This window comes from Methylococcus capsulatus (genome assembly GCF_036864975.1).
Lineage (GTDB): Bacteria > Pseudomonadota > Gammaproteobacteria > Methylococcales > Methylococcaceae > Methylococcus.
The window spans coordinates 376304-401962 of record NZ_CP104311.1 but is presented as its reverse complement, the minus strand read 5'-3'; the positions used below and the strand labels follow the sequence as shown (position 1 = coordinate 401962).

22 protein-coding genes are annotated in these 25659 nt (G+C 64.0%); 13 read left to right on the top strand and 9 right to left on the bottom strand.

Annotated elements, in window-relative coordinates:
- Nucleotides 1–41: 41 nt before the first annotated feature.
- From N4J17_RS01850 to N4J17_RS01840, 3 genes are all read right to left on the bottom strand, one after another.
- Complete coding sequence (locus N4J17_RS01850) at nucleotides 42–2117, bottom strand: hypothetical protein (protein WP_198324008.1); 2076 nt, start codon at nucleotides 2115–2117, stop codon at nucleotides 42–44.
- A 188-nt stretch (nucleotides 2118–2305) separates the two neighbouring features.
- Nucleotides 2306–3181, bottom strand: a complete 876-nt coding sequence (locus N4J17_RS01845) for a hypothetical protein (RefSeq protein ID WP_198324009.1) — start codon at nucleotides 3179–3181, stop codon at nucleotides 2306–2308.
- Nucleotides 3182–3245: 64 nt separating this feature from the next.
- Complete coding sequence (locus N4J17_RS01840; protein ID WP_198324010.1) at nucleotides 3246–3995, bottom strand: hypothetical protein; 750 nt, start codon at nucleotides 3993–3995, stop codon at nucleotides 3246–3248.
- A gap of 326 nt (nucleotides 3996–4321) precedes the next feature.
- On the opposite strand from N4J17_RS01840, the gene N4J17_RS01835 reads away from it, so the two are divergent.
- Entirely contained in the window at nucleotides 4322–5263 is a 942-nt protein-coding gene (locus tag N4J17_RS01835) for a sigma-54 interaction domain-containing protein (RefSeq protein WP_198324011.1), read from the top strand.
- Between the two features lie 15 nt (nucleotides 5264–5278).
- On the opposite strand, the gene N4J17_RS01830 is transcribed toward N4J17_RS01835, so the two are convergent.
- Complete coding sequence (locus N4J17_RS01830) at nucleotides 5279–7036, bottom strand: bifunctional metallophosphatase/5'-nucleotidase (protein WP_198324012.1); 1758 nt, start codon at nucleotides 7034–7036, stop codon at nucleotides 5279–5281.
- Between the two features lie 260 nt (nucleotides 7037–7296).
- Between N4J17_RS01830 and N4J17_RS01825 the strand changes: the two genes are divergently transcribed.
- The 6 genes from N4J17_RS01825 (at nucleotide 7297) to N4J17_RS01800 (ending at nucleotide 16676) form a co-directional block, all read left to right on the top strand.
- Nucleotides 7297–10455, top strand: a complete 3159-nt coding sequence (locus N4J17_RS01825; protein ID WP_232470705.1) for a cation-translocating P-type ATPase — start codon at nucleotides 7297–7299, stop codon at nucleotides 10453–10455.
- Nucleotides 10452–11645 (top strand): methionine adenosyltransferase, encoded by a 1194-nt coding sequence (gene metK, locus N4J17_RS01820; protein WP_198324013.1) that lies wholly within the window; start codon nucleotides 10452–10454, stop codon nucleotides 11643–11645. The genes N4J17_RS01825 and metK overlap by 4 nt, the downstream gene beginning before the upstream one ends.
- A 352-nt stretch (nucleotides 11646–11997) precedes the next feature.
- The gene (locus N4J17_RS01815) at nucleotides 11998–14022 is read left to right on the top strand and encodes a heavy metal translocating P-type ATPase (protein ID WP_232470706.1); all 2025 of its coding nucleotides are present in this window, start codon (nucleotides 11998–12000) and stop codon (nucleotides 14020–14022) included.
- 27 nt (nucleotides 14023–14049) lie between these two features.
- Nucleotides 14050–15519, top strand: coding sequence for a cache domain-containing protein (locus tag N4J17_RS01810; protein ID WP_198324014.1), 1470 nt, complete (start codon nucleotides 14050–14052; stop codon nucleotides 15517–15519).
- Between the two features lie 51 nt (nucleotides 15520–15570).
- Nucleotides 15571–16338 (top strand): MinD/ParA family ATP-binding protein, encoded by a 768-nt coding sequence (locus tag N4J17_RS01805; RefSeq protein WP_198324015.1) that lies wholly within the window; start codon nucleotides 15571–15573, stop codon nucleotides 16336–16338.
- Nucleotides 16339–16373: 35 nt separating this feature from the next.
- Entirely contained in the window at nucleotides 16374–16676 is a 303-nt protein-coding gene (locus N4J17_RS01800) for a hypothetical protein (protein ID WP_198324016.1), read from the top strand.
- 30 nt (nucleotides 16677–16706) lie between these two features.
- On the opposite strand, the gene N4J17_RS01795 is transcribed toward N4J17_RS01800, so the two are convergent.
- From N4J17_RS01795 to N4J17_RS01775, 5 genes are all read right to left on the bottom strand, one after another.
- A complete protein-coding gene (locus N4J17_RS01795; RefSeq protein WP_198324017.1) occupies nucleotides 16707–17222 on the bottom strand; it encodes a hypothetical protein in 516 nt (171 codons plus the stop codon).
- A gap of 49 nt (nucleotides 17223–17271) precedes the next feature.
- A complete protein-coding gene (locus N4J17_RS01790; protein WP_198324018.1) occupies nucleotides 17272–17988 on the bottom strand; it encodes a hypothetical protein in 717 nt (238 codons plus the stop codon).
- A 14-nt stretch (nucleotides 17989–18002) separates the two neighbouring features.
- Complete coding sequence (locus N4J17_RS01785) at nucleotides 18003–19370, bottom strand: hypothetical protein (protein WP_198324019.1); 1368 nt, start codon at nucleotides 19368–19370, stop codon at nucleotides 18003–18005.
- 553 nt (nucleotides 19371–19923) lie between these two features.
- Complete coding sequence (locus N4J17_RS01780; RefSeq protein ID WP_198324020.1) at nucleotides 19924–20214, bottom strand: hypothetical protein; 291 nt, start codon at nucleotides 20212–20214, stop codon at nucleotides 19924–19926.
- An 83-nt stretch (nucleotides 20215–20297) separates the two neighbouring features.
- On the bottom strand, nucleotides 20298–20723 hold the full coding sequence (locus N4J17_RS01775) for a cysteine rich repeat-containing protein (RefSeq protein WP_198324021.1): 426 nt from the start codon (nucleotides 20721–20723) through the stop codon (nucleotides 20298–20300).
- Between the two features lie 235 nt (nucleotides 20724–20958).
- On the opposite strand from N4J17_RS01775, the gene N4J17_RS01770 reads away from it, so the two are divergent.
- From N4J17_RS01770 to cobC, 6 genes are all read left to right on the top strand, one after another.
- On the top strand, nucleotides 20959–21246 hold the full coding sequence (locus tag N4J17_RS01770; RefSeq protein ID WP_198324022.1) for a hypothetical protein: 288 nt from the start codon (nucleotides 20959–20961) through the stop codon (nucleotides 21244–21246).
- 31 nt (nucleotides 21247–21277) lie between these two features.
- Nucleotides 21278–21541: a YfhL family 4Fe-4S dicluster ferredoxin gene (locus N4J17_RS01765; protein WP_198324023.1), complete on the top strand. Its 264-nt coding sequence runs from the start codon at nucleotides 21278–21280 to the stop codon at nucleotides 21539–21541.
- 90 nt (nucleotides 21542–21631) lie between these two features.
- Nucleotides 21632–23413: a putative bifunctional diguanylate cyclase/phosphodiesterase gene (locus N4J17_RS01760; protein ID WP_198324024.1), complete on the top strand. Its 1782-nt coding sequence runs from the start codon at nucleotides 21632–21634 to the stop codon at nucleotides 23411–23413.
- Between the two features lie 81 nt (nucleotides 23414–23494).
- The gene (gene cobU / locus N4J17_RS01755) at nucleotides 23495–24010 is read left to right on the top strand and encodes a bifunctional adenosylcobinamide kinase/adenosylcobinamide-phosphate guanylyltransferase (RefSeq protein ID WP_198324025.1); all 516 of its coding nucleotides are present in this window, start codon (nucleotides 23495–23497) and stop codon (nucleotides 24008–24010) included.
- Nucleotides 24007–25047 carry a nicotinate-nucleotide--dimethylbenzimidazole phosphoribosyltransferase gene (gene cobT, locus N4J17_RS01750; RefSeq protein ID WP_198324026.1) on the top strand — a complete coding sequence of 347 codons (1041 nt, stop codon included), beginning with the start codon at nucleotides 24007–24009 and terminating at the stop codon, nucleotides 25045–25047. Before cobU ends, cobT begins: the two co-directional genes overlap by 4 nt.
- Nucleotides 25044–25637 carry an alpha-ribazole phosphatase family protein gene (gene cobC, locus N4J17_RS01745; protein ID WP_198324027.1) on the top strand — a complete coding sequence of 198 codons (594 nt, stop codon included), beginning with the start codon at nucleotides 25044–25046 and terminating at the stop codon, nucleotides 25635–25637. Before cobT ends, cobC begins: the two co-directional genes overlap by 4 nt.
- The last annotated feature ends 22 nt before the right edge of the window (nucleotides 25638–25659 follow it).

Below are 25659 nucleotides of genomic sequence, written 5' to 3'. Positions count from 1 at the left end.
CCGGCGTGCCCCAACCGCACTTTCATCCTCAGGGCTACTCCTCAAGGCTGCTCCGTCACCATCAAGGCCTTGGCCTGCAGCTTGAGCGCGATCGCCTTGTTGAGGCGCAGGTTCCGGAGGGGGCCGATTTCCGTGTGCAGCGCTTTCTTTTCCAGGGCCAGCGCTTCTTCCAGCCGGGCCAGGGCCTCGGGGTAGGGGAGCAGCGTCCCGCCCTGCAGGACTTCGATGGCATCCTCGGTGTCGGCCATGGCCAGTTTCAGCGTTTCCCTGGCGTTCTTGCCGCGCAGGCCCATGGATTTCCGGGACAGGCTGTTGGAGCTGCGGATGTTTTCCAGGGCATTCAAGGTCCGCAGGAACAAGGCGATGGCGGTCACTTGCGATGATTCGAGCTTGACCCGCCGGTCCTTGCCGGACGAGGTCTTCGCGCCTGGCGACTGGTTGAAGGCGTCGCCGTTATAGGACGCGATCGCCTCTTCCAGCGTATTCACGCTGTTGTTATGAAAGTACGGTGCGGTGTCGGCGGCCTCGATCAGCGGGGGGGTATTGAAGCGGCCATTGCCGTAGCAGGGGCGGTCCTGGCTGAAGCCGCAACTGACCCGTTCGTTCTTGCCGAAGCCGCCGTCCACAGCGAGGCCGGGGTCGAGCAGGAAGGCGGGGGGATCGCGCATGTTCTCCACGCCGGTATCGCGGGTGGGGTTGGCGTGGGTGGTGGAACTGTTGGCGCCGGCGTTCTGATGGCAGCCGTTGCAGTTGGCCGTTTCGCCCAGGATCACTTCGCCGTTCCGCACCGGGTTTTCCTTGACGTCGAACAGCAGCTTGCCTTGCTGGACCAGGGGAGAGTTGAAGCTGAGCTTGGCCAGATCGATGTCCTTGCTGCGCCCCAAAGACAGCATATAGGCTTCCAGTGCCGTCAGCTCCTCGTCCGTGGGAAGCCGGAAATCGACTTGCGGAACGCGGTTCAGGGTCTTCGGCATGTGCTGGATGATGGCGCCCAGGGCGAATTCCCGCAGCGAACCGGAGCCCGGTGAGCCATCGCCAGACCAGCCCAGAGCGTTGGCGAAGGCTTCGTCTTCACAAAAGTCGCCTTTGCCGCCGTGTTCGGCGCAGACCTCGACATCGATGGAGGTGGGCAAGGCGAGGAGGTAGGGAACGCTGCGCATCACGCCCGGTTTGTCGAAGCCGTCGACGTTGGCCAGGATCAGGCCCATCTGCCGCAGCAGGGCGGGCTTTTCCAGCTCCTTGAGGTCAGGATTGTATTCGGCGACGAACAGCGGGTCGGAGGGCGGCAGCTTGGCGATGTAGCGCGGATCGATGGTGTGGTTGTTGTCCGGGCGGTGGCAGGTCGCACAGGTGCGGCCGTTGCCGTCGAAGGTTTCCTCGACGAAGATCTGCCGGCCACGGGCGATGAGCTGTTCCAGGCTGGCGGCGTCCGTCGCCGAAGTTTGCGCGACCGCGGCCTTCGGCAGCAGGAAGGCGAAGGGCAGGGCGGGGACTGTGGCCGGAGCCGGTGTGTCTCCCCTCGCCGTCAAGCTCCAGGGCTGGGAGGAAAAATAGGCGCGCTGCATGAGATTCGGGGCGCCGAACAGGAGGCCGCCGCGGTCCGGGGCTTCCCCACAGCGGGCGATGATGGCCTGATCGAGTTCGAAGCCGGCAAGCGCGGCCCGGTCGAGGGTGGTGCGCAGCATCGTCCCGCCGTCCGCCTTCCGCGTCAGCATGCCGAGCCCGATCAGGCGATCGCCGGCCTCGGGCTTTACCGCCTGGCTGGCGCCGCCGCGGTTGTCCGCCAGCCAGACCTCGTAATTTCCCTCCGCCGGCAAGCCGCGCGCCTTCACCTCCACGGCGCCGGTCAGGAGGTTGATGCGCAGTTCGCCGCGGCCTTGCGTCCTGGCTGCCGAGAGGGCGGGGGAAGGGACCAGGGAAACGTTCAGTGTCTCCGCCTCGCCCCGCTGCTCGTGCCGGGTTTTCCATCGCTCCAGGACGGAACGCAGGGCGGCCGCATCGCCGTGACCGAGCATCGGGGCATCCGGTTGGGATTCGTCGAAACAGGCGGTGTTCAGCGCAGCGACCAGCGCGAGGACGGCGGCGACCGGGATGAGGTGTCGAGGGCATGAAAGCATGGCGTTGTACCATCGATAGCGGACAGACCCGCCGGCGGGCTCGATGCGCGGAGGCGGCCGGGAATGGCCCGGATCGGGCCGGTTAAGTCCGGGAGGTGGCGGTTTCAGGCTTATTCCTGCCTGTCTGGAGGAGGCGGCAGGCCGCATCTCAAGAGGGATACGTCCGTGTATCCCGAAAACTCACGGTCTCAGTAGCACTGGCACTGGCCCTGGTACTGCGGCAGGTTGCACAGGTCCACCGACATGCAATGGTTCATCGGCGGGTGCCAGCAGGTCTTGCCGACCACGCAGCCGTTGGGATCGATCACTTGGCCACCGCCACCGCCACCGCCACTGCTGGCCTGCTTGACGTCGACCTCGAGCTGGAAATAGACGTCGTGCTTCTGGCTGGGGTCATCGTGCTTGGCGTCTCCGCCGATGGCCACGGTGAGGAAGTCTTCCTTCCTGCCCTTGAGTTTGAAAACTCCGTTGACGCTGGCCGCGGTCTGTGGACCGACACCATTGGCCGACATGTAACCCGGGTTCGTTTTGTCGGTCCATGGGCTCAGCAGCCAACCCCAGAACGGCGGGGTGGCCTGGAACTGGCTCGGATACCAGTGCAGGTGCGGGCCCTGGGTCTGGTTGCCGCGCCAGACGGTGAGCGCGGGGATCAGGTCGCTCTTGGCCGGGTCGCTGCCGACGTAGCGCTTGGCGTTGATGGTGACGTTGAGCTTGCTCAGGCCCTGCGCCTTCAGGCCGCTCAGGTCGATGAGGAACCATTTCGAATGCATGGCCCAGCCATAGCAGGTTCCGGGTACGGCGCCGGCCGGCGGATTGGTCGCCGGGTCGCACCAGGCCATGGATTTGGTGGTCGGGATGGTGGCGGGCGAGCCACCATCGCCGGGGGTGTCGATGGTCTGGCCGGAATAGACCGAGAGCGCCGGCGCACCGGACATGGTGTCCTTTTTCTGGAACACGAATTTCGCGGCGTAGGTGATGCCGTCGCCGGGGACGATTTCGACGGCGCCTGCCGGGATCGCGGCATAGACGAGGCCCAGGGCAAGGGCGGTAAAAATTCTTTTCATCGTGAATCCTAAACGGGTCGGACTGGAAGGTTAGCGGACGGTCGAATTCGCGGCGCGGGTGGTCTCACTGCGCCGGCTGCTTCTGCTTCACGTCGACGGTCAATTGGTAATTGACGCTGTGTTTGGTGTTGGGATCCTTGGCATCGCCGCCCACCGCGACCGTCAGATAATCCTGAGTGCCGCCCTTGAGCTTGAACTTCCCCGTGACCGAGGCGAAGTTCTGTGAAGGGGTGGCGTAGGCGCTGTTATAGCTGAACTGATCGCCCTTGACGAAAGGATTGGGTTGCAGCAGCCAGCCCCAGAATTCAGGCTTGCTCTGGAGTTCGCTCGGAAACCAGTGCATGTGTGGTCCCAGCGTCTGGTTGCCGCGGTAGACGGTAAGAGCGGGAATGAGGTCATTGTTCTTGGGATCGCTGCCGGCGTAGCGTTCGACGCTGACGGTGACCCAGACGGCATTCAGGCCCTGGCCCTTGAGCTTGCTCAAGTCGATCAGATACCAGTTGGCGTGCATGCCCCAGCCGTAACAGCCGCTGTTCTCATAGCCGGCGGGGGTGACGGCGGGATCGCACCAGGCCATCGACTTGGTCTGAGGGATCATCGTCGCATTGCCGTCGTCATTGGGGGTGTTGAATGTCTGTCCTGAATGCAGGGAGGCGGCGGCTGCGCCTTTCTTGGTGTCCTTCTTGTCGAAGATCAGCTTGGCGGCGTACTGGATGCCATAGCCCGGATAGATGTCGCCGGCCAGGGCATTGCCGGCGATAGCGGCGACGCCGGCGGCAGCCGTCATCGAAGTCAGCAGCTTGCGGTGGGTCATCGGTTCCTCGTGCAGAGAATGGTCGGAAAGTATTATCCGGTTCTGATATACGCAATATGCAGGCCAAAAGGGGGGGCGCTGTAACTCCGGCATGTTTAGAGGTGGAACCGTTCCTGGTGTGCGTGAAATGACTCAATGTGTGAGTCTAATCACTCGGTGGGTCAGGGCCGTGGGAGGGCGTCATCGCCTGAGCGCGCGAAACGATGAGACGTCGAAGACAAAAAACACGGATGCCCATGTATGGCACGCCTGATGCTTCGAAGTGCGCGGCGAGCGCGGTCGAGACGAGCTCGATCGTCGCCGGGAGAAAAAAGGGAAAAGCGTCCATGTTCGAAGTGCTCATCGGCCGGTCCCCCGGTTTCGAGGCGCTCATCCGCAGCGCGCGGCTGGTGGCCGCGACCGACGTGACCGTCCTCATCGTGGGTGAAACCGGCACCGGCAAGGAGCTCCTGGCCCGGGCCCTGCAGGGCCATAGTCTGCGCGCCGACAGGCCGTTCGTCACGCTCAATTGCGCCGCACTTCCGGCCTCGGTCGCGGAGTCCGAGCTGTTCGGCCATCGCCGCGGGGCTTTCACGGGTGCGGTTTCGGATTTCCCCGGCCGGCTGGAGAGCGCGGACGGCGGCACCCTGTTTCTGGATGAGATCAATTCGCTGCCTTTGCCGGTGCAGGCCAAACTGCTGAGATTCCTGGATTCCGGGGAAATCCAGCCGGTAGGCGCACGTGCCACGCAGCGGGTGGACGTGCGCATCATCGCGGCGACCAATGCCAACCTGGCCGAGAAGATCGACGCCGGGGAATTCCGCCGCGACCTCTATTACCGGCTGAGCGTGGTCCCGCTCGAAATTCCCCCTCTGCGCGAACGCGGCGGCGACGTGGAGCTGCTGCTGCATCACTTCATGCGTCATTTCGCGCAAACCTATGACATTCCCCCGGCGGTGTTCGGCCGGGGGGCGGTGCGTCGTCTGAGTGCTTATCCCTGGCCCGGAAACATCCGGGAATTACGGAACTTCTGCGAACGCCTGGCCATCCTGATGCCCGGCCGGGTGATCGAAGAGCAGGACCTCCCGGAAGAAGCTCTCCGCGCCGCGCCGCAGGCCAGGCCGGCGTTCACGCTCCCGGACGAAGGGTTCGAGCTGGAGCGGATGGAAATCGACTTCATCCGCCAGGCGTTGCAGCGGACCCAGGGCAACCGGACCCGGGCCGCCCGGCTGCTCGGTCTTAGCCGCGATCAGCTCAACTACCGTATCCAGAAGTACGGCATCGGCTGAGTCCTCGACGGCCGGTCAGGGCAGGCGGATGATCCGGCGGGCTGTCCCCGGTGTCAGCGGCGAGTGCCGGCCGAGATAGCGCTCCAGCGCCGACAGCTCCGGCATCGCGGCCATGCGGTTCGTGCCCTCGGTGAACACGGTGAAGCCGTCGCCGCCGTCAGCAAGGAAATCGTTGGTGACGATCCGGTAAGTCTTGTCGGCAGCGATCGGTTTGCGGTCGAGCCGGATGGAAGCCGGATCGACCTTGTCGCAGGCTCCCCCGCCGGTGTTCCAGGTGTATTCGAAACCGGCGGAGACCTGCAGAATCCGGCGGGCCGGTTGGCGGTTCGGACAGCCCGGGAACTGCTGTTCCAGGAGCTGCTCGATCTGTGCTCCCGTCAAGTTCATCGTGACCAGCGTGCCGCCAAACGGTTGTACGTCGAACGCCTCCCGGTAGCTCACCCCTCCTTTCTTCTCGGGGGCGTAGGAGAAATCCGCCCGTATGCCGCCGCTGTTCATGAAGGCGATGGCTGCGCCGCCGTATCTGCGGCCGCGCGTCGCTGCCAACTGGGCGTCGGCGATGAGGTTCCCCAGGGCGGATTCGCCGGCATCGTTGGGCGTCCGGCTGAAGGTCGCGGTGATGCGGCCGATGACCCGCTCCTCGATCGGCCGGGACAGCCGGCCGTAATCTTCGATCAGCCGGGCGAGCAGCGGATCCGGGCGGCTGTCGCGGCTTACCACCAGGTGGCGCGCCGCCGTCGAAATCGCCTCGCCGGTCTTCGCGTCCAGCAGCAGGTCGATGTCGCTGACCAGGCGGCCGTAGTCGTGGGCGCTGGTGACGAGCACCGGTTCGCCGGCGGCGTTGGGCAGGCGGCAGGCATACGTCTCATGGGTATGGCCGCTGACGACCAGGTCGACTTCCGGATCGAGCCGGCGCACGATACCGGCGATCGGTCCGGAGATGCCGGCGCAGCCGTCGGGGCCGCCGCCGGGATGCCCCCCTTCGTGGATCAGCACGACGATGGCTTCGATTCCCTGGGAGCGCAGGACGGGAACCAGGGCGTTGATCGTTTCCGCTTCGTCGCGAAATTCGAGGCCTTTGACGCCGCTCGGCTTGACCAGCTTCGGCGTGTCTTTCAGGGTCAGGCCGATGAAGCCGATTTTCCGGCCGTGGAACTGCTTGACGCCATAGGCCGGGAACAGCGTCCCGCCGCTGTTCCGGTCGAAGACGTTGGCGGCCAGGAAGCGGAAATCGGCGCCTTTGAATTTCCTGCCGAGTTTCGAGCGGAGCAACGGACTGAGTTCCTTTTCCCGGCACGACCGGCCTACTTTTTCCAGCCGGGGATGGCAGCCGCCCCGCTGCATGCGCAGAAGTTCTTCGCGGCCTTCGTCGAATTCGTGGTTGCCCACCGCATTGAAGTCCAGGCCGAGCAGATTCATGGCCTCGATGGCCGGCTCGTCCTGGAAATGGGCGGAAACGAGCGGGCTGGCGCCGATCAGGTCGCCGGCGGATACCAGGACATTGTCGGGGTTGGTGGCCTGCAGTTCGCGGATACGGGCCGCCAGATGAGCCACGCCGCCAGCGGCGACGGGCGCGCCGTTCGAGAGGAAGTCCGCCGGCGGACGCAGGTTGCCATGGAAATCGTTGATTGCGATGATCTTGACGGCAATGGCCGGCTTACCGTCCGGGGACTCGGCGGCACGGGGCACCGCGCAGACACGGCCGGTATGGAGGAAAGATGCGCCGGCCAGAGTGGCTGCCGCCAACAGCCGTACTATGATGGAGAGATTCAAGGCAGGCTCCGGTCGGGCTAAGTTCACGGACGGCGCATTGTGCCGGGGCCGAATGCGCCGCGCCAACCCCTCATCGGCGCGGTCTGCCGCGGTTTCCGGCGAGTCACGAAAGTGTAAAGAACCGTCTTTAATCTTCCAGGCAATGGACTTATCCGTCTACCCTGCCCATTGCTGATCGAATCCCCGCTTCCGCCCGCTTGCGCCGCGGCAGGCCGGCCAGCATTTGTGATGATCACCAGGATCCCGGTGTGGAAATGAACATGATGGAAAAGAATCTCTATGCGGCCGGTACGATGGTGGGCAGCCGGCCCTCGGGGGGGCGGGTCAGCGTGCTGCGGATACCCGCTCCCGGTCGGCTGCGCGTCAAGGTACTGGGACTGTACCGCTGCGATGACATGCAGCGGGCACTCGAGTCCTTGCCGGCGCAAGCCAAGGCGCTGCGCATGGTCAGCGCCAATCCGGTCACTGGCAATGCCTTGGTGGTCTTCGATCCGAAAAGTCCTCTGGACGCGGTGCTTTTCGAGCTGGAACGATGCGCATGCCTGCATGGTGCGCCCTTTCCCGTCCCCGCTTCCAGGCCGGGGTCGGACAAAGCCCCGGCTGAGTCTAAACGCGGAAAGGGTAAGCGTTTCCTGGCCGCCTCTCGTCCAAAACTGGCCGCCGTCGTCGGTGACACGGTAAGAAGCAAAGAGACCTGGCATACCCTCGACGCCGAGGAAGTGCTGTCTCGTCTGGCGGCGAACCGGGACGGCCTCAGTTCCGCCGTGGCGGCGGAAAGGCTGGCCCGGTACGGCCACAACGTGCTGAGCGAGATCAAGCCGCGTTCGGCGGTGGCGATGTTCCTGGAGCAGTTCGCCAGCCCTCCGGTCGCCCTGCTGGGGATTTCCGCCGCGGTCTCCATTGCCACCGGCGGCGTGGCCGATGCCGTGGTGATCGTCGGTGTGGTGCTGATCAATGCGGTCATCGGCTACGTCACTGAAGCCCAGGCGCAGAAGACGATCGACGCCCTGGGCAAGATCGGCCCGACCCAGGCCCTCGTCATGCGCGATGGCGTCAAAATGTCGGTTCCTCTGGAAGAGGTGGTGCCCGGCGATATCCTGGTGCTCTCGCCCGGCTCCTACATCGCGGCCGATGCTCGCCTGCTCGCGAGCAACCAGCTCACCGTCGACGAATCGGCGCTGACGGGGGAGAGCCTGCCAGTGGGCAAGCGTCACACTTTCGTCGGCACCAAGGACACGCCCTTGGGCGATCGCAAGAACATGCTGCACATGGGTACCATCGTAACCGGAGGGAGCGGCCTGGCGATCGTGGTGGCGACCGGTCGCCACACCGAGATCGGCCTGATCCAATCGCTCGTGGGCGAAGTGAAAACGCCGGAGACGCCCTTGCAGCGCCAGCTCGACGAGATGGGTAAGCAACTGGCGCTGGCCTCCAGCGGCATTTGCGTATTCGTGTTCGGACTGGGCGTCCTCCGCGGCGCGCCGGCGCTGCAGATGCTGAAGACTGCGATTTCGCTGGCGGTGGCTGCCGTTCCCGAGGGGCTGCCCACAGTGGCGACCTCCACGCTGGCGCTCGGCATCCGGGAAATGAAGAAGCGCCACGTCCTGATTCGTCAACTGCCTTCCGTGGAGAGTCTGGGCTCGGTGCAGACGCTGTGCCTGGACAAGACCGGCACGCTGACCGAGAACTGCATGCGGGTCGTCAGTCTCAAGACGCCGGAACTGGACATCGGTTTGTCCTCCACCGGGGAATTCCGCTCGAACGGCCGGACGATCCGGCCCATCGAGGCCGAAGACCTGCGACGTCTGATGCAGGTGGTGTGCCTGTGCAGCGAAGTGCAGCTCAATGGCGACTCAAGCCGGGCTGTCCCGTCCGACACCCCGCGGGTGAATGCGAATCCGCGTCCGGCGGATTCGTCCGACCGCTCGGGCCTGGCGGGCTCGCCGACGGAAATGGCGCTGGTGGAGATGGCGATGCATGCGGGCGAAGACGTCGCGGCCTTGCGCCGGAGTCTGCCACTGATCAAGACCGTGCACCGGGCCGAAGGGCGGCCTTACATGCTGACCGTCCACGACACCGGCGGCGAAGAATACCTGATAGCGGTCAAGGGCAGTCCCACTCACGTGCTGGCGCTGTGCGACCGGCGCATGGAAGGCGGGGTGCCGGTGCCGCTGGACGACGACACACGGGCAGCCATCGTGGAGCAGAACGAACTCATGGCTGGCCAGGCGCTGCGGGTGCTGGGCGTGGCCTATGGCCATTCCCGGGACACCTCGACCGCGGCTATTTCCGAAAAGCTCGTCTGGCTGGGCATGGTGGGCATGGAGGACACCATGCGGCCGGGCATGGCGGAGCTGATGGCCCAGTTCCACGACGCCGGCATCGACACCGTGATGATCACAGGCGATCAGAGCGCCACCGCCTTCGCCTTCGGTTCGCGGCTCAATCTCAACAACAATAAGCCGCTGGAAATCGTCGATTCGACCAACCTCGACGAGCTCGACCCGGACGTGTTGAAGGGCATCGTGCGCGATACCACGGTGTTCGCGCGAGTGGCGCCGGCGCAAAAACTGCGCATCGTCCAGGCTTTGCAGGCCAACGGCCGGGTGGTCGCCATGACCGGCGACGGCATCAACGACGGTCCCGCACTGAAGGCGGCGGACGTCGGTGTCGCCCTGGGCAACGGCAGCGACGTGGCGCGCTCGGTGGCCGACGTGGTGCTGGAGGATGACAATCTGCACACCATGATCATCGCTGTGCAGCAGGGCCGAACGATCTACCGCAACATCCGCAAGAGTCTGGCTTACCTGCTCAGCGGCAACCTCGCCGAGATCGAGATCATGCTGGTCGCGACCGCGATCGGCGCCGGTGAAGCCCTGAATCCGATGCAGCTCTTGTGGATCAACCTCGTCACGGACATCTTGCCGGCCGTCGGCCTGTCCCTGGAGCCGCCGGAAAGCGATGTGCTCAAGGAGAAGCCGCGCGATCCGAAGGAAAAGATATTCCGGCGCGAGGACTTGTTGCGGCTGCTGCGTCAGTCCCTGGTGATTTCGGCCGGCACGCTCGGCGTGTACGGCTACAGCCTGGCCCGCTACGGTCTGGGGCCTGCGGCTTCCACCCATGCCTTCATGGCGCTGACCGTGGGGCAGATGTTCCATGCGATCAGTTGCCGTTCCGAGCGGACGACGGTGCTGGACCAAAGGGCGGGCAACCCAGTGCTGGTGTCCGGAGTCGCCGCGACCGTGGCGCTGCAGGCCTTCGCGGCCGTGTTCCCGCCACTGCGTGGCCTGTTGCGGCTGACGCCGATCAGCCCGGCGGACTGGGCGGCGATCGCCGCCGGCTCGGTGCTGCCGTTCGTGGCCAACGAAGCCATCAAACTGCTTCCCTCCAAGGAACCCGAAAGCGAGAACCGTGCATGAAAAAGACATTCCTCTTCACGTCCGAGGCCGTCACCGAGGGCCACCCGGACTGCGTCTGCGACATCATCAGCGACGCGGTGGTCGACCGGTTCCTGCAGCAAGACCCTTACGCCCGGGTCGTGACCGAGTGCGCCCTGTCGAAGAGCGTCATCTTTCTGGCGGCGCGTTTCGCATCGACCGCAGTGGTGGACATCCCGGATCTGGCGCGGCGTACCATCGAGGATATCGGCTACCATCCGGCGGAGTTCTCCGCGCCGGAATCGACCGTGGTGACCAGTTTCATCGTGCAGTCGCTGGAAGGCCGCAGCGAGCGCGACGAAGCGGAAATGACCGACAAAGAACTCGACCAGCTCACCGTGAAGAACCAGGTCACCCAGTTCGGCTTCGCCTGCAGCCAGACACCGGAGCTGCTGCCGTTGCCCATCGTGCTGGCCCGCCGCCTGGCCCGCCAGTTGACCGCCGCCAGGCGGCGCGGTGAGGTACCTTATCTTTCGCCGGACTGCACGACTCAGGTCGGGGTCGAATTCGACCAGGGCAGGCCGGCGCGCATCCATAGCATCACGCTGATCGCCGGTACCCACGGCGTGCCGGATCTGGGGCTGGAGGAACTGCGCCGCGATCTCGGCCAATGGGTGATAGCGCCCGCTTTCGAAGACGAATCGGTGCGACCCGACGAGCACACCGAAATCTTCGTCAACCCGCGCGGTATGCTGCACCACAGCGGACCGGCGGCGCATTCCGGCATGACCGGGCGCAAGAGTGCGAGCGACACTTACGGCGGCTATGCCCGCCATGCCGGTTCGGCCCTCAGCGGCAAGGGGCCGCTGCGAATCGACCGGGTGGCTGCCTATGCCGCCCGCCATGCGGCCAAGAACGTGGTCGCGGCGGGGCTGGCCGAAGAGTGCGAGGTCCAGCTCAGCTACACCATCGGTCAGGCCCGCCCAGTCAGCGTGCAGGTCTCCACTTTCGGCACCGGCCGTGTGGGCGAGGACGTGATCAAACAGCGTCTGGAACGGTGCTTCGACTTCCGGCTGGGTGCCATCGTCCGTGATTTCAACCTGCGGCGGCTCCCGGCCGAATACCGGGGCAGCTTCTACCGCAGGCTGCCGGCCTGCGGCCATTTCGGGGCTTCTTTCACCGCCCTGCCCTGGGAACGGACGGACAAGGCGGATCTGCTGGCAGGTGCCTGAGCGTGCTTCCGCGGAGCCAGGGCGGAGCGGTCGCCGCCGCAGGGATGAGGCCGGTGCAAGAGCCGCCGAAGGAGTCGCTTACCGCGGGAAAACCTCCGGCTTGGCCGGGGGAGCCTCAAAGTTTGACAGATCCAGGCGTGGGGCTTTGTCCCACGGGTTGGTCCGTCATTCCGGCAGGGCGTGCCGGAATCCAGCTCAGCCGAATGGGTGAGGTCGCAGCCATCCGTAGCCGCTGGACCCCGGCGATTCCTGCCGGGGCGAGGACCTGGCTTTTGCCCGCCGGCGGTGAGTCCTCTTTGAGGAGCCGGCCGTCGAAAACCACCGGCTTTGCTGGTGGATCGTTACTACCCCGATGAACGCTCGTGCTCCGGCCCAGGGGACGTCCGCCACTTGGGGCGAGACGGCAGCGGCACAGCATCGGATCGACTATGGCGAACGGTTCAAATATCCCGCTCTGGCGCTCGGTGCTTCGGTGGTCGCCGCGCCTCTGGAATTGCCGTTTGCACCCGCCGTCGTCGGTATCATCCTCGCGCGCGCCGCTTTTCCGTTGTGGAAGCGCACACTCGCCAATCTGAAAAAGACCGGACGTCCCAACGCCGACCTCCTCGATTCACTATGGGTCCTGGTCCACGGCGCGACGGGCGAAACGTTCGCGCCCGCCCTGGCCATCTGCCTCACCGAGACCGCCCGCGTGCTCAGGGATCTGACCGCCATCACTGGCGAGCGGCGCAAGCCCGATATGGTTCCCAACCGGCAGTATTGGATCGAGCGCAAGGGCAGAAGACGGCTGGTCCTGGCGAAGGACTTGCGGAAGGACGATCACGTTTTCCTCGGGCCCGGCGACCGGGTGCCCGGCGATGGCATCGTGGTGGGCGGTGACGGGCTGATCGACGAGCACGATCTGCTGGGCGGCGCCAGGCTGGTGCCGCGCACGGTTTCCGACGAAGTCTACGCGGCTTCCCTCCTGACCCAGGGACGCCTGGTCGTGGCGATGCGCCGGCTGGGGGCACAAACGCGGATGGCGCAGATGGCCGAAACGGTCAAGGAACGGCCCTGGAAGGAAACCCGCATCAGCAACTACATGGAAGAGATCGGCAACCGGGCGGTGCTGCCGGCGATCGGGGCCAGTGCGCTGGTGTTCGCGGCAACCGCCAGTCTGCCTCGCGCCATGGCGCCGCTGCAATTGGATTTCGCCCAGGGCATAGGGATCAGTGCGCCGGTCCCGGTGCTGGCTTCGCTCCATCATGCGGCGCAGAACCGGATTCTCGTCCGCAGCGGTCACGCGCTGGAGCAGCTGGCCAAGGTCGATGCCGTGGTGTTCGACAAAACCGGAACCCTGACCGAGCGCGGCGTGGAGGTCGGCTCGGTGGAGACCTCCCTGTCTTCGGTCTCCGAAGACGAACTGCTGTACTGGGCGGCATCGGCGAGCCGCTATGTGCTGCTGCCGTTCAGCGCCGCGCTGGTTGCGTATGCCGAAGGACGAGGTGTGGCGCTGACGGCCAGCGATCCACTCGACTATTCCGACTCCGGCGTAGTGTCCCAGGTGGACGGCTATGAAATCATCGTCGGGACCCACCAGTTCCTGGCGTCACATGGTATTCCGGTGGATGCCGAATATCACCGCAGGCACGATGGCGTCATCCTCAACCGTTCGATCCGCTACGTCGCCCGCAACCGCGAAGTCCTTGGCGCGATTTTTGTCACCAATGCCCTGCGGCGGGAAAGTGCGGTCACTATCGAGACGTTGAGGCGCATGGGCATATCGTGTTACCTGCTGACCGGGGACACCAGCAAGTCCGCGAATGCGGTGGCGTACCAGCTCGGTATCAGGCCGGGGTGCACGTTCGCAGAGGCCTCCCCCTGGCACAAGGTGGAAGTGCTCGGCAGATTGCGCCGGAAACACAAGGCGGTCGCCTACGTCGGCGACGGCATCAACGATGCGCCCGCCATGAGCCATGCCGACGTGGCGGTCTCATTCCAACAGGCAACCGACCTCGCCCGGGAGACTGCGGACGTGGTGCTGCTCGACGATGGCCTCCAGGGGCTGTGCTACGGTATCGAGACTGCCCGCGAGGCGATGCGGCTGGTCCATCAGAACATCGTAGCGGTCACCGCCGCGAACATCGCCGTGGTGGCCGGCGGGGTTTTCTTCAATCTGGGCACGGTGAGCGCGGTTGTCGTCAACAACGGGGCTGCGCTTCTGGCCTGCCTCAACGGCATGCGGCCGCTTTATTCGGGGGAGCGCCGGGACCCGGAAATCCGGCGGACCACGCTGCGGGACGATGAGGGTCTGCTGGGTATTCCCTGGCGTAAACGCGGCCGGCCCGGCGTTGCCGGCGCCTTTGGCGGCCATGCCGGACATCCCGGGCCGGCTTAGTCGTCGGCGGCGGTGGGAAGAGCCTGAATGATCTCGATCAGGGTCGTATTCCCCTTCATTTTTGCCCTGCAGATATTTGTCGCCGTCGGGTTGACTGGGGCCATCGCCTATGTCAGTCACATGAGGGAGGCGCAGGACACTGCCAAGGAAATCCTCGAACTGATCGGGAATACGATCGACGACCAACTCTACCGTTTTCTGTCCCTGCCCATCGATCTGACCCAGGTTTATGCGGATGGCCTCAGAAGCCAGCCGGATCTGTCCCTCGACGATCTGCTGGAACCCCGGCTGGTGAAAAAGCTCTCGAACGGTGTCTGGACCCAGGCCCAGATGACGCGCTGGGCGAATCTCAGCATCGCCAATCCCGCCGGACAGAACCTCAGGTTCGACCGTAGGGAGTACGGCAAGAAGGTCGTCAAGGTGTCCGACATCCGGCGGGGTGGCGCCGTCGAATGGCGTTTGCTGGAGAATTATGGGAAAGGCGGTGCGCCGCTGGAGGTGCAGGAGGTCGTCTACGATCCCCGTACCGAGGCTTACTACCAGGATGCGCTGGCCAAGGGCGGCCTGGTCATCTCGCCGATCCATTTCAGCCCGCTCCTGCAAGGGTCGGCGCCGGTCGTGACGGTGGCCGAGCCGGTTTATGGGGTGGACGGCCGGCCGAGGGCGGTGGTTTCGTCCGACATCTATCTGGCCGGCATCAGCCGTTATCTTCAGAACCTCCATTTGCCGAATTCCTCCATCGCCTTTCTTTTCGACGCCGAAGGCCGATTGCTGGCGGGCTCGCGCGGCCCGTTTCCGGGCTCGACGCCGGGGCGGCTGCCGCTCGCGACCGAAAGCACCGATCCCGTCATTCACGCCACAGCCAGCTACATCGGCGAGCGCTATGGCTTCCTCGAAGTCCCGGACGCCGAATCATTCAAATACGTGCGCGGCGACCAGCACAATTACGTGTATACCGATCATCTCCTCACCGACCGGCAGTTCGCCGGCCTCGGCTTGGACTGGAGACTGGCAGTGGTGATCGAGGAAAGTGACTTGATAGAAAATCTCATCACCGGCATCCACTCGGCCGCCTGGCTGTCACTGGGCCTCTTGGTGTTGGCGGTTGGCGTCGGTTTGTGGACGGCGACCGGGATGATCCGTCCCATCCTCACCCTGGGCAAGGTGGCGGCGGCTCTGGAAAAAGACGAACTCGACGCGCGGCATCTCGACATCCGCCAGCTCGAGCGCGATGCCCGCCGGCGCAACGAATTCGGCGAGCTGGCCCGCATTTTTCTGCGCATGGTTCAGGAAGTGCGGGCCCGTCACGAGCTGCTCGAGGCCCAGCTCGAGCAGCTTCGGGTCAACATCGACGAGACCGGCACGCAGGCCAAGATCAGACAGATCACCGACAGCGAGTTTTTCACCAAACTGAAAAGCAAAGCCAGGCGCATCCGGGAGACACGCAAACGCGCCGTGGAACCTCCGGCAAGGACTTTCGCCGAGCATGAACCTTGACATTTGGCGGCGGGCCGCCGCAAACAGTTTGTACCTTCGAGGATTTCAGTCATGGGAAAAATTCTGTCCGTACATTCCTTTCGCGGTGGCACCGGGAAGTCCAACGTGACGGCGAATCTTGCCGCCCTGCTCGCCCGCCGCGGCAAGCGGGTCGGCATCGTCGATACCGACATCCAGTCACCGGGCGTCCATGTGCTGTTCAACCTCTCTCCCGAGCGGTTCCGCTACGCCTTGAACGATTACCTGTGGGGGAAATGTCGGATCGAGGAGGCCGCCTATGACGTCAGCGGCGTGCTGGAAGGACATCGACTGAACGACGGCGGCTCCCTGCACCTGATACCGGGCAGCATGCGCACCGGTGAGATCACCCGGATCCTGCGCGACGGTTACGATGTCGGCCTGCTCAACAGCGGATTCCAGGAGCTGATGGAGCGACTGGAACTCACCCATCTGCTGATCGACACACATCCCGGCGTCAACGAGGAAACCCTCCTGTCGATTGCCATTTCCGACATCCTGCTGCTGATCTTGCGCCCCGACCAGCAGGACTACCAGGGTACGGCGATCACCGTCGAACTGGCGCGCCAGCTCGAGGTGGAGCAGATGTTCATGCTGATCAACAAGGCGATCAATCCCCAGGATTTCGGCGTGCTGAAGCAGCGGGTCGAGTCGACCTACCAAGTGCCGGTGCTCGGCGTCCTGCCCCTCTCGGGCGACGTCGCCATCCTCGGCAGCGGCGGTATCTTCGCCTTGGCGAATCCAGGGCACCCCGTGACCTCCGTACTGGAAGCGGCGGCAGAGCGGATCGACGCCGCTTGACGAGCCGCTGCCGGTTTCGCAGAGAGGTATCCGAGATGGCGCCGGAGAGTCCTTCATCCGCCGGTTTCAGGGCCAGCGACCTGCTCATGCTGTCGCCCGCCGAGCGTCGCGTTCTCCAGTGGCTGATGCGGCGCGGCTCGGGTTCCGTCCGCGAAGTCGCCGAGTGGTTCGAAATGCCGGAGGAGGCGGCGGGAAGTCGGATGGATGCGCTGGAGAAGCAAGGTTTCGTCGTCGCGGAGACCGCCAGCGGGGCGAAGTCGTACCGGCCGAAATTCGGCCGCTCGCACCCGGCGCGGAAGCCGCCATCCGGCATCTGGGAAAAGCTGGACGACTCGTGATGTCCCAGGAACCGGCGGCTTTTCCCAAGCTTATTTTGCGTCCAGATATCTGATTACCAGAACCCTCGAGTCCTTGTACTCGAGGGGGATAGACGTGGATTCGATATTCTCGCTGTAAACGGTGGCTTCCTCGCCGGGAGCCGCGCCGCTGAGCGATGCGCCTTCGGCATGTTCACATTTTTCGGTGGCTTCCACCGACGCATCGCAACCCATCCCCATTTTGTAGATCATCCTGCTGTCGGCGATGATGACGATCGCGGCATCCCCGCCCGCTTTTTTCGTGAGGTGTGCGATATCCCCGAGATAGCTTTGGGTTCGCCAGGGGATGTTCCGCCGGACGTCGTGGATCATACCCAGTACCTTGTATTTCCTGTCGGGCGCGCCCGTGGTCCATATGTCGACGCCGTCGACGTTTTGAGCATGGTGTGCGGGTTTTTCTTCACCGACTTTTTCCAGATCTTCAGGCGGTATCGCTGTCCTGAAGGTATCCCGCGGCGCGCAAGCGGATAAACCGAGCAAGAAAAAGAGTATATGGAGCGGTTTCATGGTGGGTCCACCTGCGTTCATGTTCTGACCTGGATCGATGGGGCTGGCATCAGCGTGGACTGATCACGGTGATGTCGTCGACTTCCTTGAAGCGGGCGACGACGGCTTCTCCAGGTTCATATTCGTCAAGCCTTCCGGCTTCCGGAGCCATACGTACGCTGAATACCCGGCCTTCACGGCTTTTGAGGGTGATTAGGCGCGATTGGGGATCGGAGGAGACCACCCAAGCGGGAATCTCGATGATTCCGCTCCAGTAAAGTTCGTGACGCTTGGCGGCGGATAGGCCATCCCGGTGGTAGTAGGGATTGAAATACTCGCGTTCTTGCATGCTGCCAGGAACGGGGTGCATGACGATTTCTCCGGTTTCCGGATGATGATTGTCGTTTGTCACGATTTCCACCGTCTCGGCCAATTCAAATGTGGCTAGATCGCCGACACGCAGGTCCGCGAGGCTGCCCGCCGGGGGGCCGACCTTTACGGTGACCCGCTTTCCATCGGCGAGCAGGAATACCACTTGGCGGTCGGCAGGGTGAATGGCTTTGACCGTTCCCTCGAAGGCCCGCGCTCGGATGAGGGCCGGTTTCGGCGCGGACTTTCCAGTGGGAGCGGGAAGGGTTCTGGCGGTATCATCCCTGGCCGCTGCGGTGGGTAGGGCCGCCGGGTATGCGCTGGTGGCGGGTTTTGGGGGGGGCTCCGCGCATCCGGTGAGTCCCAAGCCGGCGCTCAGGAGACAGGCAATCAGAGCGTGATTCTTTTTAGGCGACATTGCGGCCATCTCTGTTAGAACTGGTATTGGATCTGGAGGCGGTTATAAAAGAAATCCTGCCTTTGGATGTTACCATTCTGCCAGCCAAACCGATTTCGGATGGACAATCCGTCCAGGCCGGATGATTTTGAAAAGCTATAGGTTACGTCGACATTGGTTTCATAGGGATTGGAGGTGAAGGTGCTGGTGGGCGTGATGTAATAGCCGCCATAAGACACCATGGCCTTGATCTGCTTATCCATGAAATATGAGGTCGCAGCCACCTTGAACGCGCTCCCTGGGGATTGCATTTCGATCATGCCGCCTATCATCTGCGTGGTGTACAGATAGTCGGTCGCATAGCCGGTAGTGTACGGCGAAAGCAGTGCACCATTACCGAAGGCCCCGTTTTGCCTGGTAATGCCATTGTAAGCCGCGGTCAGGCGCACATAGGGGGTATCGATGCCTGCCAGGACACCGTAGATCTGACTATTTCCGGCTGCGCCTTGTCCCACCTGCGCCAGCAGGTTGTCCCCATCGTTCCACTGGCTCCCGAACTGAAAACCGAAGAGTGGATCGAAGCCGGTGCCGGTTTTTTGGACAAAACTGCCATCAAACCATAAGAGCCGGGAAAAATAAATGAATTTATTATACCAGAGATGGGCCGTCAGCGGCTTCCCTGGGCTACCGTATTTCAGCCCGAATGCCAAAGTGCCCGGCGTGCTCTTGCCGTACAATGCCGAGACCGGTGAGCCTCCGGCGTGTCCTGGAAAATAAAGATTGGTCGGAGTGAACGATCCTTCCGCACGGCCGTTGAATTCGAACACACGCAGGCCGACAAAACTCAAATCCTTCAGCGGGGCGTAATCGGCGAACGGAGTGAGTTCACCATAGACAGCGCGGTATGCTGACGGTTTTATGCGCGAATCGGACGGGTTTACCCAAGGGGTGTCCAGAATCTGGTCCGGGCCGCGCAAGGTAAAGTATTTGTGTTTGTATTGCAGGAAGGTTTCGGTCAGTATCCAGACGGTGCCGCCCGGCAGGGTTGTATCGACCTGGGCCGGATTGACCGGGTTGAGGCCGAGGCTGTTGGCGGCTCCCAGGGTCAGGCCGGCCTGAAAATGATAAAGCGGCGCGGTAAGCAGACCGGCATAGCCACCCAAGGAGTACGCGTATTGGTTCGTCGCTTCGCCCGTATATGTGCGGGAAAAATAGTAGCTGCGGAGGTTGCCGTGGAACTTGGTTTGTTGCAGGAAATCTCCGAAACTCTCATAGTAGGCGCCGCTCGTATCCGCATGGCCTGGGGCGCCAAGCATGATGGTTCCCAGCCCGAAGCCGGCGGCCAGCCAGCGCGATAGCATCGGACGGATGGTTTTCTGAGATTCATTCCAGCCTGATGTCACGCGCCGGCCGTGAATTCCGGATCTTGCCATAGCGAAGGGTATTGAGGAACGAAGTATCTCTCGAGTGATTGTCGTCCGGAAAAATGACCGGTGGATTTCAGCCCTGTAAAAGGTAGTGGATGTTAGATAATTACCGTGGGGCGGATATCAGAAAATTTCAAACCGGGCCATGCCGTATTGCTGAATACCGGCGTCCGCGGTGGATGATTTCCGGCTCTATGTGAACCTGTACCTGGAGCGGCCGGCATGGTTGATCGCTGCCGGCCGTCACGCCGTTTTCGGGTCAGGTGGAGACGCCGATCGACGCGCTGATGTTGATGGACTGACTTTATAGCCGATATAGCCGATCGGTCGGCAGATGATGCCGATGAGCGGTTGTACGAAGGTCATCGCCCCATGGAGTTGCCGGGCGACGGGACGAATCAGCATGGGCCCGCCGCCGACCCCGGATCGCCCTGGATTGCCCTGGGTTATCCTGGCAGCGGAAGCCGCTCACCTACTTCGTTCGAGCCGGCGGCGGCCGAAGCGGGCTGCGCGGCGGTGCCGGAAGGGGTTACGGCTTGACGAACTGCCGTCCGGACATGTCCACGCAGATGTCTTCGTAGTAGTCGTAATCGTGAGCGCAGGCGATGCAGCGTCCCCTGCAGGCGTATTCCACGTTGTTGCAGATGAGCGCGGCCTGCTGGTTGCTGTGCACAGTGACGCTCCCGACCTGCTCGAGGTTGTAGCCGTCATCCCAACGCTCCACCCGGTAGCACTGCACCTGGATGGGGTTGTCCGCTTCGTCTTCCCATTCTTCCCAGGCATGGGCGGTGGTGGCGCCCAGCGTAAGCAGGAATGCCATGCCCAGGCACTGCAAAAAGCCCGCGGCGCCGGAACGGCGTGTTGCTGTCGAAAACTCCGTCTTCATGTGTGGATGCCTTGGGTTCAGGGAGTGGGTTTCACCCGGCCTCCGGCCTTGCGGGCGGCAGCCAGCGTGTCTTTGCAGAGGGAGGATACCTCCCGGTGATGTGCTTTCAGGCAGGCTGCGAGGCGACCCTTACCCGGCCGGACGTCCTTGCACAGGCGCTCGACGTCGGTCCCGCAGGCGGCCTGTATCTCCCGGTGCCGGGCGAGAGCGGATTCCAGGCCGGCGCGGCATGCCGGCGAGAGCTGGGCATCGTGCTCCTTCAGGCAGTTCTGGATGCGGCCGCCGCCGAGGCCGAGGTTCTTGCAGTAGCGGGCGATTTCATCCGAACAGGGCAGAGGGGGGGGCGCCGCTTGGCCTGGCCCGGGCCAGGCAACAGCGAGAAAAGTGAACGAAGCGATGCGTTTCAGTCTGCCGATGGCGGTGTTGCTTGCGATCATGCGCATGGTACTCCTGCTCCTTGGGAAGAGGTCTGATGGCGGTAACGGGCTGCCTGCCAGCCGTGGCTTCGCAGCGACGTTACCATCCGGAAATGACTGTGTCATGGCGTGCGTGACGAACACCACGCCCGAAAACCGCAATATGCACCCGGTTGCCCGCAGCGGCAAGCGTGGTGTCCGTTGACAGCCGCCGTGCGTCTGGCCATACAATCACACCACCCGAAGCGTGGAGGGTATGTTGATGGAACCGGATTATGAAGCGCTTGGTCGCTATTACGCGAGTCTGGAGACGTTCAATGAACTCTCGTCCAAGCGCCATCGCCTGTCGGGCGAGTTGTGCCGGATGCTCAGTCACAGCATGGAACGGAACCATGACGTGCTGACGCTGTTCGATCACAACGCCGCGCGCATGCTGCTGGAAGACATCATCGCCCTGAACGCCCACCTGATACAGGTCACGGAACACATCAACCGGTACGCCGCGGAATGCGGCAAACCCGAAATCCGCACGCTCTACCGCAAGGACTGAGCACGGCGGTCACCGACACTTTGGAAGCGAAATGGCGCTGATCATCACCGACGAATGCATCAACTGTGACGTGTGCGAGCCGGAGTGCCCCAATGGGGCCATCTCGCAGGGGGAAGACATCTATATGATCGACCCTGCCCGCTGCACCGAGTGTGTGGGCCACTTCGATCGGCCACAGTGCGTGGAAGTGTGCCCGGTGGAGTGTATCCACCCCGATCCCGATCACCGGGAAAGCCACGATACGCTTCACCGGAAATTCATCGAACTGAACGCCGGCCATAGCGAGCGTGCCTGAGCGGTCCGCTGGACCGGCCTTTCACAATTTGGTAATGGTCCGTCGTTATGTTGGGTCTCCCGAGTGAATCGAAGCAGGGAGCGCCCCGCCATGTCGGACGCCGTTACCAGCGAATCAGGAGAAAGCCAGCTCCATCCCGATCTCGATATCCCTTTCCCCCCCGATGCGCGGGTGCGGGTGCTGGCCCGGCGCTTCCCGCCTTATCATCGTGATTCCCCCTGCATCGCCATCCTCGACCGGTTTCTGCACGAACCCACCCTGACCGCCGCCGCGGTGGTCGACGACGCGATGCGGCCGGTGGGTCTGATCGACCGTTATTCCCTGGTGGAACAGTTCCTCCACCCGTACAGCCGGGACCTCTACCACAAGCACTCCATAGCCGCGTTCATGGACCCCAGGCCGATCATCGTCGATGCCGATTCCAGCATCGACGATCTCTCCCGGATCATCATCGACGCCGGTATGCGGCACATGGTCAGCGGTTTCATCGTGACCGAGGGCGGTCTGTATCTGGGCATCGGCAGCGGGCACGACCTGTTCGAGGAGGTTGCCAACCGTAAGCAGAACCATCTGTATTATCTGGCGCATTACGACCCGCTCACCGGCCTGCCCAACCGCCTGCTGCTGAACGACCGGCTCAAGCGCGCCTGTTTGCGTGGGCAGCGCGGCGGTTACCGGATCGCCCTGCTGTTCATCGACCTCGACCGTTTCAAGCTGATCAACGACACCCTCGGGCATGCGGCGGGAGACCAGTTGCTGCAAGGGGTAGCCGGCCGTTTCGCCGCCTGCGTGCGCAAAGTGGATACCGTGGCGCGCCTCGGCGGCGATGAATTCACGGTGCTGCTGGAACCGGTGCAGGGGCCGGACGAAGCGCTGGCAGTGGCAGCCAAGCTGGTGCAGAGCCTGGAACGGCCGTTCTTGATCCAGGATCATGAGATCACGGCGTCGGCCAGCATTGGCGTCGTCCTGTTCCCTGAACACGATACGACGGTCGAAGGACTGATGCGCAAGGCCGACGCGGCCATGTACCATGCCAAGCGCGAAGGGCGTAACCAGCTCGCACTGTTCACGGAGGAAATGAACTCGACGGTGGTCGAGCGCGTCACGCTCGAATCCTATCTGAATGCGGCGCTGGAAAAGGGTGAGTTCCACTGTTATTTCCAGCCCCAGATGGCGACGGCGGACGACCGTCTCGTCGGGGCCGAGACGTTGCTGCGCTGGATCAACCCGACGCTGGGTGTCGTACCGCCGTTGAAATTCATCCCGGTGGCGGAGGAAACCGGCCTGATTCTGCCCCTTGGCCTGTGGTCACTCGAGACGGCCTGTGCCCAGCAGGTCCGCTGGCTTTCCCAGGGGTTACCGCCTTTGCGCATGGCCGTCAACATCTCGCCCTTGCAGTTCAGGAACCGGAGTTTTTGCGACCAGGTCCGGGCCATCGTGCAAAAGACCGGCATCCGCCCAGACCACTTGGAACTGGAGCTGACCGAGAGCACGGTGATGGCGGATGCGGAAAACTCGGTCGGTATCCTGCGGGAGCTGCGCGATTCCGGCATCCGCCTCGCCATCGACGATTTCGGCACCGGCTATTCGAGCCTGAGCTATCTCAGGACCTTTCCGCTCGACCGTCTCAAGATCGACCGTTCCTTCGTCAGCGGAATTGACCGGATCCCTGCCAATGAACTCATCGTCAAGGCGATCGTCGCGCTGGGCACGAGCCTGGGGCTGGAAGTGATCGCCGAAGGCGTGGAAACCCCGGAGGAATTGGAGTGCATCAAACGCTGCGGTTGCGGTGAATACCAGGGCTACCAGCTGTCGGAGCCGCTTGCTGCGGACGATTTCGCGCGCTGGTTCGAAAATTCCCGGTCCATCTGAGCATCGTCCGCCAGTGTGCGGAGCGCTTACAATGGGTCATGCGGCGGGTGTGGGCCGCCGTGATCGGGAAAGAACGAACGCATGAAGGAATTGATCCTAGGAGGCGCGCGCTCGGGGAAGAGCCGCCACGCCGAGCAGCGCGCCGGGCTGTCGGGGCTGGAGGTCGTGTATGTCGCGACCGCCGCGGCGGGCGATGCCGAAATGGCGGCGCGCATCGGCGGCCACCGGGCGAGGCGCCCTAAGTCCTGGCTGACCGTGGAAGAGCCGCTGGCGTTGGCCGCCAGCTTGGAGGAGAACGCCGGCCCCGGCCGGTTCGTGCTGGTGGACTGCCTGACCCTCTGGCTGAGCAATCTGCTGGCCGAAGGCGAGGAGGTGTTCCGGCGGGAAAGGCAGGCGCTGCTGCGGGTGCTGCCGGCTCTGTCGGGTCCGGTCTGCCTCGTGAGCAATGAAGTCGGCCAGGGCATCGTGCCCGTCAATCCGCTGGCGCGCCGTTTCGTCGACGAGGCCGGCTGGCTGCATCAGGATCTCGCCTCGCTCTGTGACCGGGTGGTATGGGTCGCGGCCGGTCTGCCCCAGGTGTTGAAGGGGGCGCCATGAGCTGGAAACTCCCGGACATCGTTTCGCCCAGCGGCGACATTTTTCGCCAGGCATTGCGGCGCCAGACCGAACTCACCAAACCGCCGGGATCGCTGGGCCGGCTGGAAAATCTGGCCGCGCGCCTGGCCGCCATGCAGGGGAGCGGGCGGCCGTCGCTGGAGCGGATCTGGATCAGCGTGTTCGCCGGCGACCATGGGGTCGCCGAGGAAGGCGTTTCCGCGTTTCCTCAATCGGTCACGCGGGAGATGTGCCGTGTGTTCACGGCAGGAGGCGCCGCCATCAGCGTCCTGGCGCGGCAGATCGGCGCGGTGCTGGAGGTCGTCGACGCCGGCGTGGCCGGGCCGCTCGCAAGCCCCGGCCTCGTCGACGCCCGCGCCGGCAATGGCACAGCCAATTTCACCCGCCAGCCCGCGATGTCGGAAGCTCAGCGCGACCGGGCGCTGGCGGCCGGCGCGGAAGCGGTTTCGCGCGCAAAGCGCTACGGCGCGCTGCTTTTCATTGGCGGCGAAATGGGAATCGCCAACACCACCTCCGCCGCGGCTTTGGCCTGCGCTCTGCTCGGCGTCGGCCCGGAACGGCTGGCCGGCCCCGGCACCGGGCTCGACGGCGCCGGCATCCGCCACAAATGCGAGGTGATCGAAACGGCCCTGCGGGTGCACGGGGAAGCACTGCGCGATCCTGCGGAAATCCTCCGCCACCTGGGGGGATTCGAGATCGCCGCGCTGACCGGTGCCTATCTCGCCGCTGCCGCAGCCTCCCTTCCGGTGCTGGTGGACGGTTTCATCACCACGGTCGCAGCCTTGCTGGCGGTCCGCATGCACCCGGTCTGCGCGGAGTGGTTCCTCTATGCCCACCGCTCGGCCGAGCCGGGCCATCGCTTGGTGCTGGAGGCGCTGGGCGCGGAACCGTTGATCGATCTGGGCATGCGGCTGGGCGAAGGTAGTGGGGCGGCGGTGGTCGTGCCCCTGTTGCGGGCGGCCTGTGCCTTGCATAACGAGATGGCGACTTTCGCCGAGGCGGGGGTGTCGGGCGGATGAGCCGTGTCACCGTCGATCTGCTGCGGCACGGGGAGGTCGATGGCGGCCTGTGCTTGGGCCGGGGATGCGACGTCCCCCTCAATGCCCGGGGCTGGTCGCAGTTGCGGGTGATGCTGCCGGAGCGGCTGCCCTGGACCGGCATCGCCACATCGCCACTCCGGCGCTGCGCCGAATTCGCCGGCGAACTGGCCGGACTCCTCGGCCTGGAGCCCTGGGTCGACGAACGCTTCAGCGAACTGGGCTTCGGTGAATGGGAAGGGCGGCCGTGGTCGGAATTGTACGACCGTCACGGCCAGCAGTTGCTGGATTTTCAGCGCCGGCCTGACCGCAATCCCGCGCCGGGCGGCGAGCATTATCCGGACTTCGAACGTCGCGTGGCCGCAGCCTGGGAGGAATTGCTGGGCCTGCCCGGCGAGCGGCACTGGCTGGTGGTGACCCACGCCGGCACTCTCCGCGCCATCCTGCGCCGCGTGCTGGAGTTCCCGGCGAGTCGGCTGTTCGGGATCGACGTTCCCCATGCCTGTCTGAGCCGCATCGTCCGCGACGGCGAGGCTCCGCCGCGGCTGGTGTTCCACGGAGGCCGGTTTTGAAGCTCTCGCCTTTCTGGCTGGC